The 12,847-nt window shown below is 67.6% G+C and carries 10 protein-coding genes; all 10 read right to left on the reverse strand.

What is annotated here, in order from left to right:
• Positions 1–5 precede the first annotated feature (5 nt).
• A complete protein-coding gene (locus LJE63_12730) occupies positions 6–2,930 on the reverse strand; it encodes a 4Fe-4S dicluster domain-containing protein (GenBank protein MCG6907471.1) in 2,925 nt (974 codons plus the stop codon).
• A gap of 319 nt (positions 2,931–3,249) precedes the next feature.
• Positions 3,250–4,089, reverse strand: a complete 840-nt coding sequence (locus LJE63_12735; GenBank protein MCG6907472.1) for a sugar phosphate isomerase/epimerase — start codon at positions 4,087–4,089, stop codon at positions 3,250–3,252.
• Between the two features lie 59 nt (positions 4,090–4,148).
• A complete protein-coding gene (locus LJE63_12740) occupies positions 4,149–5,306 on the reverse strand; it encodes an inositol-3-phosphate synthase (GenBank protein MCG6907473.1) in 1,158 nt (385 codons plus the stop codon).
• Between the two features lie 211 nt (positions 5,307–5,517).
• A complete protein-coding gene (locus LJE63_12745) occupies positions 5,518–6,000 on the reverse strand; it encodes a cache domain-containing protein (protein MCG6907474.1) in 483 nt (160 codons plus the stop codon).
• Between the two features lie 61 nt (positions 6,001–6,061).
• Positions 6,062–6,631 (reverse strand): acetate uptake transporter, encoded by a 570-nt coding sequence (locus LJE63_12750; protein ID MCG6907475.1) that lies wholly within the window; start codon positions 6,629–6,631, stop codon positions 6,062–6,064.
• Positions 6,632–7,055: 424 nt separating this feature from the next.
• Complete coding sequence (lpdA, locus tag LJE63_12755) at positions 7,056–8,486, reverse strand: dihydrolipoyl dehydrogenase (GenBank protein MCG6907476.1); 1,431 nt, start codon at positions 8,484–8,486, stop codon at positions 7,056–7,058.
• 18 nt (positions 8,487–8,504) lie between these two features.
• Positions 8,505–9,779: a 2-oxo acid dehydrogenase subunit E2 gene (locus LJE63_12760; GenBank protein MCG6907477.1), complete on the reverse strand. Its 1,275-nt coding sequence runs from the start codon at positions 9,777–9,779 to the stop codon at positions 8,505–8,507.
• 80 nt (positions 9,780–9,859) lie between these two features.
• The gene (locus LJE63_12765) at positions 9,860–10,840 is read right to left on the reverse strand and encodes an alpha-ketoacid dehydrogenase subunit beta (protein ID MCG6907478.1); all 981 of its coding nucleotides are present in this window, start codon (positions 10,838–10,840) and stop codon (positions 9,860–9,862) included.
• The gene (pdhA, locus tag LJE63_12770) at positions 10,833–11,939 is read right to left on the reverse strand and encodes a pyruvate dehydrogenase (acetyl-transferring) E1 component subunit alpha (protein MCG6907479.1); all 1,107 of its coding nucleotides are present in this window, start codon (positions 11,937–11,939) and stop codon (positions 10,833–10,835) included. Before pdhA ends, LJE63_12765 begins: the two co-directional genes overlap by 8 nt.
• A gap of 188 nt (positions 11,940–12,127) precedes the next feature.
• Entirely contained in the window at positions 12,128–12,643 is a 516-nt protein-coding gene (locus LJE63_12775) for a tetratricopeptide repeat protein (protein MCG6907480.1), read from the reverse strand.
• Between the last annotated feature and the right edge of the window lie 204 nt (positions 12,644–12,847).

Below are 12,847 nucleotides of genomic sequence, written 5' to 3' on the forward strand. Positions count from 1 at the left end.
CTGGCCTATATCTCCTGAACCACTTTGCGCAGGTAAATGACCGCCGGTTTGGTGTTCAGATAGCCCATCACCTGGTAGGCGCGGCGGTCCATGATCATCCGGCGCACCCGGCTGCCGGGCTCCATCAGGTTGCCGAAGACCAGCGCGCCGGTGGGGCAGGTCTGCAGGCAGGCGGGCTGGATTTCACCGTCGCGGATGGCGCGGCCTTCGTTTTTGGCGGTGTTGTGGGCCTCCTTGATGCGTTGGATGCAAAACGAGCACTTTTCCATGACCCCCTTGCTGCGGGCGGTGACGTCCGGGTTGAGCTGCAGATTCAGCGGCTGGGGCCACTGCCAGGTGAACCAGTTGAAGCGCCGCACCTTGTAGGGGCAGTTCTGGGAGCAGAAGCGGGTGCCGATGCAGCGGTTGTAGATCTGGTTGTTGAGCCCCTCCTTGGAGTGGTGCGGGGCGTAGACCGGGCAGACCGCTTCGCAGGGCGCGTTGTCGCAGTGCTGGCACATCAACGGCAGGAAGATCACCTTGCGCTCGTCCTCGGGGTCCAGGTAGCGCTCCACCCGCAGCCAGGCCATTTCGCGGCCCTCGACGATGTGCTGGGCGCCCACCACCCCGATGCTGTTCTCGGCGTAGCAGGCCGCCGCGCAGGCGCCGCAGCCGATGCAGCGGTCCAGGTCGACCACCATCGACCAGCGGTAACCGGCGTGGTCGTGGGGCGGGTAGGCGTCGCGCTTGGGGTCGTAGCCCTCGGGCAGCGGCAGGGTGAGGGGGAAATCCCACATGGTCAGCCCCGCCTTGGGCGGGTGCCCGTCGTGGTGCGACGCGCTTTGCAGGGGGGTCGTCAGGGCGATCTTGCGGCCGTGCTGGATCCGGCTGCCGTCGGTGTGGGCCAGCGTCATCCGCTGGCCGGTGGGGGCGAGCAGCACGTCGCCGGCGACGAATGCAGGCCCGCCGGAGACTGCGTCGGTTTCCGGCGGCAGCAGCCCCAGGGGGTCCACCCCCTCGCCCTGGGCATAGCGGCCGTAGGCGCTGTGGCCCTGGCCGATGGCCATCGCAAGCACACCGGGTCGGACCGCGACGGTCTCGTAGACCGGGGCCTCGAGGCTCCCGTGGGCGGAACGCAGCTGAACCACGTCCGCATGGCGGATTCCCTGGGAGGCCAGGGTCTCGGGGTGGGCCAGCAGTGGGGTCTGCCAGGCCACCTTGGTCAGCGGGTCGGGGATTTCGCAGAGCCAGGGCCGGTTGGCGCCCCGGCCGTCAAAAAACCGGATGGAGGGCGCGGCCACCAGCACCTGGCCGGGCGGGGGGGCGGGCAGGGCCCCGAAACCGGACGGCAGTTCGGAGGGCAAGGAGATCCCGGCGGGGCCGGCCGGAGGTTCGAAGCTGCCCCCGCGCTGCAGGAACGCCACCCACTGGCGCTCCCCGTCGACGAGGCCTTGGGCGGCTAGACGCGTCTTGAGGTAGCCCCGGTAGTCGGGAGCGGGTGGATCGGCCTCGAAGGCCGCCCGCAGGATGACGTCCCCCAGGCTGGGGGCGGCGGTCAGGCTGCCCATGGCGGGCTGCAGGCCCGAGGTCAGGCCGCGTTTGCCACCGTATTCGTCCCAGCACTCCAGGGGCATGCCCACCGGCAGGACCAGGTCGGCCAGCAGGCTGGTCTCATCCATGAAATTGGCGGTGCTGACCACGAAGATGTCCGGCTGGGCGAGGCGTTCGGCGATGCCGGCGCCGGGCAGCGCAAACACCGGGTTGACGTTGTTGAGCAGCAGCAGGCCGGTGTTCTCGGGGGTCAGGTGCTTGAAAAACGCCAGCACCGCGGCCCGCGGGGCCGCGGTCTCCACCCGGTGACGGCTTGCGCAGTCGATTCGGGCGAGATCCGGGTCCAGCACGCGGTTGAGGAGGTTGGCGGCCAGGTTGGCGCCCACGTCGGCCGCGCCGCTGCCGGCGGTGGCGGTGCCCAGGACCAGGGGGGCCTTGGCCGCTAGCAGGCGCGCCGCCAGGCGCTCCAAGGCCTCGGCGGGAATATCGGCTGTCTGGGCGACTTTTTCGGGACTGTAAGGGGCGCACTCGGCTGCCAGCGTCTGCCGCAGGGGGGCCGGCAGGTGCTTCCCGCAGCCGTTTTCAAGGGCCTGGCGGATCAGCCCCAAGGCCACGGTGCCTTCGCTGCCGGGGCGGCAGGCCAGCCAGAGGTCCGCGTTGGCGGCGGTGAGCGACTGGCAGGGGGCGATATGGGCGAAATACCCCTTGCGGCCCGCCTGCAGACCGTGCATGGCCTTGAACTGGCGGGCGTATTCGACCGGCGAGAGCCAGGTCTCGAGAAAATCGGCCCCCAGCGAGACCAGCAGGTCGGCCTGGTCCAGGCGGTAGGAGACCAGCCCGTCCACCCCGAAGGCCATCCGGTTGGCGGTTTTGAGGGCCTCGTAGGCGAAGGGTTCGAAGACCAGCGGCGGCGGTGAACCCCAGCGCTCCAGGGACTCGCCCAGAAGCGCGCTCAGACTTTCCCCGACCACCTCGGTCACCACATGCACCCCGCCGGTCTCCGCGGCCGCCCGGACCTTTTCCTGCAGCAGCGCCTCGGCCTCGGCCCAGGAGAGCGCCCGCCAAGCGCCGTTTTCCCTGAGCTGCGGCGTCTTGAGGCGGTCCGGGTGGTAGACCGCCTGCAGCGCGGCCTGCCCGCGCATGCAAAGCGTGCCCTGGTTGATGGGGTGCAGCGGGTTGCCTTCGACTTTGACCACCCGCCCCTCGCGGCTGCGGGCCAGAAGGCCGCAGCCGGCCGGGCATTCGCGGCAGGTGGAGGCGTACCACAGCGCTTTGCCGGTGACCGTGTCGTCGGGGGCCTGAACCAGGGCGTAGATGGTTTTTTCGGGCTGGGAGGTGCAGCCGGCGGCAACCGAGACGCTGCCCACACCGGCCATCTTGAGAAAGGTTCGCCGATTCATTGGGGCACGGCCTCCCTCGACAGCAGCTGGAAAAGGTTAGGTGCTGCCCGAACCCCCCGCTGCAAATGGTCGTTCGGCGGCTTCGTCGCCTGCGCTTGGGGTGGCAGGCGGTGGGGGACGGGGCTGCCGCGGGCTAACGGCGACCGTTTCGGGGGCCCGGTCGATGACGGCAGGCCTGAACCGGTCGTTCACGCGGTTGGCATCAACCCGCAGCGGTGTGAGCGGAAAGGATGAACGGACAGGTTGTTTATAGAAAAATTTCGGGCCGCCTGTCAAGCGCCAGTTGCAGCCCAATGCCGGCCGCGGTGCGCCGCCGCCCTTAGATTAGTCCGGCTTCCCTGAAGAGCGGCAGCAGGAACTCGCGGCTTTCGCGGCCCGCCTGCTCCGGCATGTCCACGTAGGGATAGAGCTCCAGGCTGATGTCGTGCGCATAACCCAGGCGTGCCATGGCCTCGAAGAGGGGCCGGAAGGCGATGGTGCCCTGGCCGGCGATGAGGTGCTGGTGTCGGCGATCCGGGGCGATGTCCTCGATGTGCATGTGCCCCACCCACTGGAAGAGTTCCTCGAAGGCCGCGCGGGGGTCTTCGCCGGCGCAGAAGAAATGGCCGATGTCGAAGTTGATGCCCACCAGTGGCGAGCGCACATCACGGATGAACTCCCTGAATTCGGCCGTGTTCTCCAGCATCAAGCCCGGTTCGGGTTCCACCAGGACCCTTACGCCCAGTTCCTCGGCCAGGGGAAGAACCTGCTCTAGCCCTGCATGAAAGAGCGCCAGGCCCGCCTTACGGGAAAGGTCCCCCAGGGGGCCGCCGGGCGGCACCGAGATGTTGCGGCATCCCAGCGCGGCGGCCATTCTCAGGCTGTCGCGGGTGTGGCCTATGCGGATCTGGCGGCGTTCGGGCTCGGGCTCGATCCAGGACGGGAGATAGGTGTCGCCCACCGCGAAAAGGGTGAAGCTGTTGATGTTGGTGACACTGAGACCCCGCCGCCGGAGAATGGCCTGGAGCTCCGCGATCTCCCGGGCGCCGTAATCTGGGGGGTAGAGGTGGGGGCGGTCGCCCATGATTTCGACGCCGTCGAAGCCGAGGTCGGCGATTTTTTCCAGGGACTCGCTCAGCGGAAATTTGACGAATGCATTGGTGCTGTATCCGAAGATCATCGGGGTTCCTTTGGGGGCCGGCCGGCTGCGGCGGCCGCCGGGTGGACGGCCCTCAGGCCTTAAGCCGGCTCACACTCCCGGGCCAACCGGTCCAGGGCCAGAAGCTGTTCCTGGAAGGTGACCGGCGGGTTGGCGCCGACGGCTTTCTTGAAGTAAAACCCCAGCTCGGGAACCGGGCCGCTGCGGCCGGCGGCCTGCAGGGCAACCATCCAGCGGGCCAGGTCAAGCGCCATGGGCGCGGCCAGAATCGAGTCGCGGCCCTGGAGGTTGAGCCGTAGGCTCATGGGCAGCCCGAAGAGGCCCTGGAAGTCGATGACGTCCCAGGCCTCCTTGGCGTCGCCGCGGGGCGGGTAGTAGTCGATGTGGACCTTGTGCGTCGGCACCCCGTAGGCGGCGCCCACCGGGTACTCCAGGATTTCGTCCAGCAGCAGGGTCTTGTTGCTGTATTTGCCGGCGGCGCGGCAGGGGTCCATGAGGTTGGCCCCGTCGGCGTTGCCGAGGATGTTGAGGCTGTACCAGCCGTCCACCCGCAGGCTGCGCGCCTTGAAGGCCGAGGCCAGGACCACCTTGAAATAGGTCTGGCCGGTTTTGCCGTCGCGGCCGCAAATGGGTACGCCGCGCTCTCGGGCTTCGCTCACCAACCGGGGGATCTCCAGCTCGTTGGGGGAGAAGTTGACCACCGGCACCCCGGCGCGCACCGCCGCCAGACCGTAAACCAGATCCGGGCACCTGGCGGCGGCGCGGGTGATTTCGCGTGGGTCGGGGTCCTGGCAGTCGCCAAGCCCGCTGCTCTCGCAGGCCGGCAGCAGGTCGACCAGCACCGCTCGGGCGTCCGGGTGTGCCCCCCGGAAGCGCTGAATGTCGGCCACCAGGCGCGCGATCTGCTCTTCGGCGGGGGCTTCGGCCGGCGGCGGGCTGCACAGCGGCACCTGGTCCAGCTCGGCCCGGAGGGGTTTCCAGGCCTCGGCGGGCAGCACCCCGTGGCGGGCCACCGCGGCGGAAAGCGGCGCCGCCGTCACGTCCCAGCCGGCGGTGTGGACCGCTTCGGGGTTGAGCAGCCCCCCGAAGCGCCCGGCTGTGGTCAGGCTGTCCAGAACGGCAGCCGGCGCCTTGCGCAGCGTTTGGGCGGCCACCGCCAGGGTGGAGGCCACGGCCCCCTTCGCGCCGGCGATCAGGAGCAGCAGCGGGGCGCCTGCGGCGGGCGAATTTGTCGTCATCAGGGTCGGCCTTTCGGAATTCAACGGGGGGTGTTAAATGCGGGCGTTATAGAGAAAAGGAAGAGCGCTGTCAAGCCGCCGGCAGCGGGTTCAGGGCGGGGCAAAAACACCGGCCGTGGCGCCGGTGAAGGGTCTGGGAAGGCGCGGCGTCCGGCCCAACGGGCGGCGGCGCTGCCACCGCCCGTTGGGCCGAGGGGGTTGGGGCGATCCGTCAGTACATCATGCCGCCGACGTAAACGCCGGCGCCCACGAAGAGGTCCTTACCGGGAACCCGGTAGATGTAGGTGAGTTTTTTCGAGGGCGTATTCTTGCCGGGCTTGGGCCACATGTACTCTACCCAGCCGTGGCCGACCAGGCGCGCGGTGTTGACGAAATGGACAAAGAGCGCCTTGTCGGTGGGGTCGGTCATCAGCAGCAGGTGTTTCTCTTTGGTCAGTTCCGGCTGAATGGGGTGGGCCAGCATCTTGCCGTTCAGGTCCATCAGGAAGACGTAGGAGTCCTTCCAGACGAAGGGGCCTTTGGGGTCGCCGATGATCTTGATGGCCTCATCCACCCCCTTGGTGTTGATCAGGGCCGCGGCTTCATGGACCTTGACGACGACTTCGTCCTTGGTGGCCGATTCCGGTTCGGCCAAGGCGTTGCCGGCGATCAACAGGGACGCTGCGATGGCGCAAAAAATCTTGACTGCCTTCATGTCATCCTCCTTTGCTGGACTGCTTTGCGATTCTCTCTGACCGGTCGCCCGCAGGGCGCGTCTACTTAATCCACGGCGGGCCGACGGGCAGGATGTTGCGGCCGAAAATCTGGGCATAAATAACGTGGGCCATCATATACCATGCAGCCGCGGCGCAGAACATCAGCTCGAAGCCGGCGACCCGGGTGAGCTCAGGATAGCCGAAGTGGGCCAGATCCAGCAGGATGAATCCGATCAGCAGCAGGGTGAAGGTCACCGCCATGGCGGTGTGAATCCGCATCGCGGCGACCCAGAGGATAGCGGTGTACATCGTCCAGACGACCAGAAACCACCCCACGTCGTTGGTGTTGGAGTGGTAGATCTTGAAGTGGTTCAACAGGAAAATGACCCCCAGCGACACCCAGAAGGCGCCGTAGGACACGAATGCGCTGTAGCCGAAGTTGTTGCCGCACTTGAACTCCTGAAACCCGGCGATCATTTGGGCCATGCCCCCGAAAACCAGCCCCAGCGCGACGATGGGACCCACCCCGCACCACCCCACATTGTGAAACTGCAGAATCATGGTGGTCAGACCGAAGCCCGCCAATCCCACAACTGCGGGGTTGCCATTTACCGGTTGTGCATCTGCCATAAGAAGCCTCCTCTGTCGTTGAATGGATCTGAACGGTGCGCTGAGCGCATTCGATATTCTGTTTGCTGGCGGCGCTCGGGGGCAGACGCCCCCATTGATGTCGGGTTCAGCAGGCGCCTGAATGGACCCGCTGCAATCGGCGAGATGAAGGTTTGGGTTCCGGTTTCGGAATAATGATTTTGACTTCTATAAAACGATAAAATGCATCAGGAGTCAATAAAAAATGGTGCTCGGCCAAAAGGTCGCTTTTGGGCGCTCGGCCCTTCAGGTCGAGGCCGGCGGCTGGAGGGCGGTGTGCTGGGAGACAAAGAAGTAAAAATTTAGGGCAGACTGCCGTGAGCGGTATAACCCGATCGCAGTGGCGCGGGCCGACGGCCTGCCCGGGATTTCGGCTTTCGGCACAGGTTGTGGGCGGACGGGGGTGTCACCCCTTGGGTCCGGGGGAGAGGATGTGGGTGGCGCTGCCCAGTAAGAGCGCGTCGGCTTCCTCGATTGTTTCCGAGAGTGTCGGGTGGGCGTGCACGGTGAGTGCCAGGTCTTGGGCCAGGGCGCCCATTTCAACCGCCAGGACGCCTTCGGCGATCAGAGCCTCGGCGCTGCGGCCGACCATGCCGACCCCCAGGATGCGCCCGCTTTGGGGGTCGATCAGGATTTTGGTCAGGCCCTCGGGGGCGTCCATGGTCAACGCTCGGCCGGAGAACTTCCAGGGGAAGCGCGCGATTCGCACCTCTCGGCCCTCCCGCCGGGCGGCCTCCTCGCTCAGACCGCACCAGGCGATCTGGGGATCGGTGTAGACCACTGCCGGTATGGCGCGCGCGTCGAAGGCTGCCGGCCGGCCGGCGACCACCTCGGCCGCGGTCTTGCCCTCATGGATGGCCTTGTGGGCCAGCATGGCGCCGCCGACAACGTCGCCGATGGCGAAGATGCGCGGATCGTCGGTGCGCTGCTGGGCGTCGACCACCACGAAGCCGTGCGCGTCCAGCTTAACGCGGGTGTTCTCCAGACCCAGGCGGCGGCTATTGGGCTGGCGCCCGATGGCCACCAGGACGCGCTCGAAGCGTTCGCGGCGGCTTTCGCCGACGCTTTCCAAGGTCGCCGTGACCGCCGTCTCGGCTTCCTCGATGGCCGTTACGCGGGTGTTGAAGTGCAGGCCGGCAAAGAGGCCCGCCAAACGTCGCTGGAGGGGTTCAACCAGATCCGGGTCGGTGCCGGGCAGGAGCCGGTCCCCCAGTTCCACCAGCACCACCCGGCTGCCCAATGAGGCGTATACGCTGCCGAGTTCCAGTCCGACGTAGCCGCCGCCAACCACCAGCAGCGAGGACGGCACCTCCGCCAGGCCCAGTGCGCCGGTGGAGGTCATCACGCGGCCCCCTTTGACCGCTGAGGCCCCCGGCAGCAGGATGGGCCGCGAGCCCGTGGCCAGGATGCAGTGGCCGAACTTGATGCCGCTGACCTCGGCGTCGTGCAGCCGCACCTGGGTGGAAGAGGCGAATTCCGCGTGGCCCCGGATCACCTGGACCCCGCGCTGGCGGCAGAGGGACACTAGCCCGCCGGCCAGCCGGTCGATCACCCGGCTCTTCCAGCTGCGGACGGCCGCCAGGTCGATGGTCGGCTCGCCGAAGGTGATTCCCATGGGGCCCGCGCGGCGGGCGTCGTGGAGCAGTTCGCTGAGATGCAGCAGGGTCTTGGAGGGGATGCAGCCGCGAAATAGGCAGGCCCCGCCGGGGCGCTCGGCGGTGTCCACCATGGTCACCTCCAGCCCCAGGTCTGCCGCCCGAAAGGCGGCCGCATAGCCGCCGGGGCCGCTGCCGATCACCAGCAGTTCGGTCTCCTGCACGAATTCTCCCATCACCATGGTCGCCTCCCTCTCGGGTCAGGTCATGGCCAACAGCAGTTCTTCGGGGTCCTGGAGGATTGCTTTGACGGTCTGCATGAACCGGATGGCGTCGGCCCCGTCCAGGACGCGGTGGTCCACACAGACCACCAGCGGCATCATCAGCCGCGCAACGATCTTGGCCGGGCCGTCGGCGGGCAGAACCACCGGCTGCATGCGGGCTGCGCCCATGCCCACGATGGCCACCTGGGGGGGGTTGATGATGGCCGAAAAATGCCCGCCCCCCAGCGGGCCCACGTTGGTGATGGTAAAGGTAGCCCCCTCCAGCACCTCGCGCGTTATCTTGCGCCGCCGGGTGCGATCCACCAGCTCGGCCAGCTCGACGGCCAGCTCCCGCAGGCTCTTGCGGTCCACGTCGCGGACCACCGGCACGATCAGGCCGTCGTCGGTGTCCACCGCCACCCCGATGTGAAAATAGTGTTTGCGGATGATCTCGCCGGCCTCGACGTCCAGGCTGGCGTTGAAATCGGGGTGGCGCTTGAGGGCTGCGGCCGCGGCCTTGAGGGCGAAAACGGTTAATGTCAGCCGGCCCCCCCGGGCCGCGACGGCCTCGCGGTGTTTGCGGCGCAGGGCCTCCAGCTCGGTCAAATCCACCCAGTCCTGGGTGTGCACGTGGGGAATCTGCGACCAGGCCAGGGCCATCTGGCGAGCGGTGGCCCGTCGGACGGCGCGCAGCGGCAGGCGTTCGGTGGTGCCCCAGCGGTCGAAGTCCGGCAGGGGCGTGGATTGCGGCGGGCGCAGCGCCGCGGCGGCTTCCAGGGCCGCATCCGGCTCCGGGGCCTCGCTCTGGGCGGCGGCCGTCCGGACATCCTCGGCAGTCACCAGCCCCTCGGGGCCCGTGGCGGTGACGGCGCTAAGGTCCACCCCCAGCTCGCGGGCCAGCCGCCGGGTGGCCGGCGAGGCCGGCACCGGCGGCCGTTTGGGCTTCTTGTCGGCCTCCGTGGTTTCCGGGGCCGGCCGGGGCGCCGGCGCCTCCCTGTCGGCCGCAGCGGGCGCGTCTGAGGCGGCCGTCGCGGTGTCGGTCTCGAAGGTCATCAGAACCTCTCCGACCCTGACCAGGTCGCCGGGCTTGACCCGGATTTCGGTCACCGTGCCGTCCACCGGCGAGGGGATCTCGACTGCCGCCTTGTCGGTTTCCACCTCCAGGATCGGGTCCCCCTCCCGGACCGCGTCGCCCACCGCCACCATCACCGCCAGCACCTCGCCTTCGTGGATCCCTTCGCCCAGATCGGGCAATTTAAACGACCGCCCCATGGCGTTCTCCTCCTTTCCGGACTCGGTTTTCCCGGCCCAATCGGGCTGCCATGGCCGCGGGCGCCCGGCGCGCCCCGGACTCAGCTCGCCAGCAGGCCGCGCGCCTGGCGCACGATCCGCTCGATCCCGGGCAGGTAGCTGTTCTCACGGCTGAAATACGGTATCACCACGTCGAAGCCGGTGACCCGCGCCACCGGCTTCTCGAGGTAGTAGAAGGCCTTCTCCACCAGGCGCGCCACGATCTCGGCCCCCGGTCCGAAGCTGCGCGGGGCCTCGTGGACCAGCAGGACGTGACCGGTTTTCTTGGCCGAAGCCACGAAGAGGCTGTCGTCCAGGGGGGAGACGGTCAGCAGGTCGATGACCTCGGCCTCCAGGCCGTCCTCCTCGGCCAGCCGCTCGGACGCCGCCACGGTGGGGCGCAGCATGGCGCCGTAGGCGATCAGGGTCAGGTCGCGGCCCTCCCGGACGATTTGGGAACGGCCGATGGGCAGGGTTTCCTCCACCTCCGGGACCTCCTCGCGAAAGGCGCGGTAAAGGGCCTTGGCCTCGTAGAAAATCACGGGGTCCGGGTCGCGAATGGCGCTTGTCAAGAGGGCTCGGGCGTTGCGCGGGCCGGAGGGGATCACCATTTTGAGCCCCGGCATGTGGGCCCAGAAGGCCTCGCGGCTCTCGGAGTGGTGCTCCAGGGCGCGCACGCCGCCGCCGTAAGGGGTGCGCAGCACCATGGGCACCGTGAAACGGCCCCGCGAGCGCCAGCGCAGGCGCGCGGCGTGGCTCTCGATCTGGTGAAAATTCTCGTAGCTGAAGCCCGAAAACTGAATTTCGCAGACCGGCCTGAGGCCGTAGACCGCCATTCCGATGGACATCCCGACGATCCCCGACTCCGCCAGGGGGGTGTCCAGGACGCGGTTTTCGCCGAAGGTTCCGATCAGGCCGTCGGTCACCCGAAACACCCCGCCGTCGACGCCGACGTCCTCGCCCAGCACGATGACGCCGTCGTCGCGCGTCATTTCCTGGCGCAGGGCCAGGTTCAAGGCCTCCACCATCGTCATCTTAGCCATGGCTGTCCTCCTTGCGCGCCGCGGCCAGCTCCCGGGCCAGTTCCGCCTGCTGCGCCTGGAGATCGGGGGTCATTTCCGCATAGACATGGTCGAACATCTCCAGCGGGTCGTCCATCTGGGCCATCTGCTCTTCGGCGCGCGTGACGGCGGCCTGGATCTCGGCCTGGATTTCGGCCTCCAGGGCCTCGATCTTTTCCGGGGTCAACACCCCCTTGTCGGTGAGGTAGCGCTGAAAGCGGGCGATGGGGTCCCGTTTTTTCCAGACCGCCACATCGTCATCGCTGCGGTAGCGCTTGGGGTCGTCGGCGGTGGTGTGAACGCTCAGACGGTAGGTGACGCACTCGATCAGGGTCGGACCGTCACCGGCGCGGGCGCGCGCCACCGCTTCGCTGGCCGCGGCGTACACCGCGAGGATATCGTTGCCGTCCACCTGGATGCCCGGCATCCCGTAGGCGATGGCCTTCTGGGCGAGGGTCGCGGAGCGGGTCTGGTTCGCCCGGGGAATGGATATGGCCCACTGGTTGTTCTGGCAGACAAAGATCACGGGGGCCTGGAATACCGCGGCCAGGTTCAGACCCTCGTGAAAATCGCCCTCGGAGGTGGCGCCGTCGCCGAAGAAGGTCATGGCCACCTGGTCGCTGCCGCGGTATTTCATGGCCCAGGCCAGCCCCACGGCGTGCGGGACCTGGGAGCCGACCGGCACGCAGAGCGGCAGGTCGTTGCTCTCCGAGGCGATCTGCCCGCCCTCGTTGAAGCCGCCGAAGAAGATGATGAAGTTTTCCAGAGGCTTGCCGCGCCAGATCTCGGCCGCGCTTTCGCGAAAGGAGGGCACCATCCAGTCCGAGTCCCGCAGCGCCGCCACGGCCCCCAGCTGGGCGGCCTCCTGGCCGGCGATGGGGGCGAAAGTGCCGATCCGTCCCTGGCGCTGGAGGCTGAGCATGCGCTCGTCGAAGCGCCGGCCGAGCAGCATGGCGCGATGGAGCTTGAGCAGGTCGGCGGGTTCGATCAGGGGTTCCAGGTCGCCGTCCAGGGTTCCGTTTTCGTCCAGGATGGAAAGGTATTCGATGGGGTGGGGCAGGGATATCGGTTTGCGCGGCATGGCGATTTTCCTCCTTTCCGGTGGGACGAAACTGCGGCAGGGACAGGCTGAATGCCCGGGAGCCAGGGTTGCAACAGCCTTAAGATGGGGTCTTTTGGAAGGGAGTCAAGCGGGGCAGGAGGAGGCGGCGTGGCGGTTGCCCGGTGGGGGCCGTGGGGGCACCCATTGCGGGCAACCGGCGCAGGGCTTCAGCGGTCGAAGACGTCGGCTGCGCCCGAGGCTTCCAGGCTGAGCTGGCGGGAGTGCCAGACGTTGTTTTCGTTGTTGAAACTTTCAAGCTGGACGTGGGTCAGGTGGGTCACCATGCGGATATCCTCGGCCGCCGCCTCCTCCTGGCCCAGGCGCGTGTGAAGGCTTGCGCGGCTGTAGTAGGCGGCGCCGTACTCCGGGTCGAGCGCCAACGCCCGGTCGAAGTCCTCCAGGGCCTTGGCGTGGTCACCGTCGGCTTCATGCGCCAGCCCCCGCAGGTGGAAAGCCTTGGCGTATTCGGGGTTCAGTTCGATGACGTGGTTGAAATCCGCCAGGGCCGCGTCCGTCTGGCCGAGTTTGAGGTGGGCTGCGCCGCGGCTGAGAAAGGCGAGGGTGAATTCGGGGTCGTGACGGGTGGCGTCAGTCAAGGCCGCGATGCTCGCGTCGAGGTTGCCGGCGACAAACTCCGCCATTCCCTGGTCGAAAGAGGCTCTGCTTTCGTTGTGCTGGGTCATGGGTCTACCTCCGAATATCTTCTTCGGGTGCCGAACACCGAGGCGACACCCGGATCTGTTTAAATGTTGGTAACACGCCTCAGGCGGCCCCGAAGCGGGGGATGCCCTGAGAGGTATCACCATATTAGGTACTGGCGCGGCGGGTGTCAACGCGGTCTCCGGCGGACGGCCGCCCGGGTTTCCAGAGAGCGGCTTGAACCTGGC

It is taken from the genome of Desulfobacteraceae bacterium (assembly GCA_022340425.1).
Lineage (GTDB): Bacteria > Desulfobacterota > Desulfobacteria > Desulfobacterales > JAABRJ01 > JAABRJ01.

Coding starts and splice junctions, on each gene's coding strand:
- LJE63_12730 (MCG6907471.1), bottom strand. CDS start 2,930: ATGAATCGGCGAACCTTTCTCAAGATGGCCGGTGTGGGCAGCGTCTCG.
- LJE63_12760 (MCG6907477.1), bottom strand. CDS start 9,779: ATGGGGCGGTCGTTTAAATTGCCCGATCTGGGCGAAGGGATCCACGAA.
- LJE63_12775 (MCG6907480.1), bottom strand. CDS start 12,643: ATGACCCAGCACAACGAAAGCAGAGCCTCTTTCGACCAGGGAATGGCG.
- LJE63_12735 (MCG6907472.1), bottom strand. CDS start 4,089: ATGATCTTCGGATACAGCACCAATGCATTCGTCAAATTTCCGCTGAGC.
- pdhA (MCG6907479.1), bottom strand. CDS start 11,939: ATGCCGCGCAAACCGATATCCCTGCCCCACCCCATCGAATACCTTTCC.
- LJE63_12750 (MCG6907475.1), bottom strand. CDS start 6,631: ATGGCAGATGCACAACCGGTAAATGGCAACCCCGCAGTTGTGGGATTG.
- LJE63_12745 (MCG6907474.1), bottom strand. CDS start 6,000: ATGAAGGCAGTCAAGATTTTTTGCGCCATCGCAGCGTCCCTGTTGATC.
- LJE63_12740 (MCG6907473.1), bottom strand. CDS start 5,306: ATGACGACAAATTCGCCCGCCGCAGGCGCCCCGCTGCTGCTCCTGATC.
- LJE63_12765 (MCG6907478.1), bottom strand. CDS start 10,840: ATGGCTAAGATGACGATGGTGGAGGCCTTGAACCTGGCCCTGCGCCAG.
- lpdA (MCG6907476.1), bottom strand. CDS start 8,486: ATGGTGATGGGAGAATTCGTGCAGGAGACCGAACTGCTGGTGATCGGC.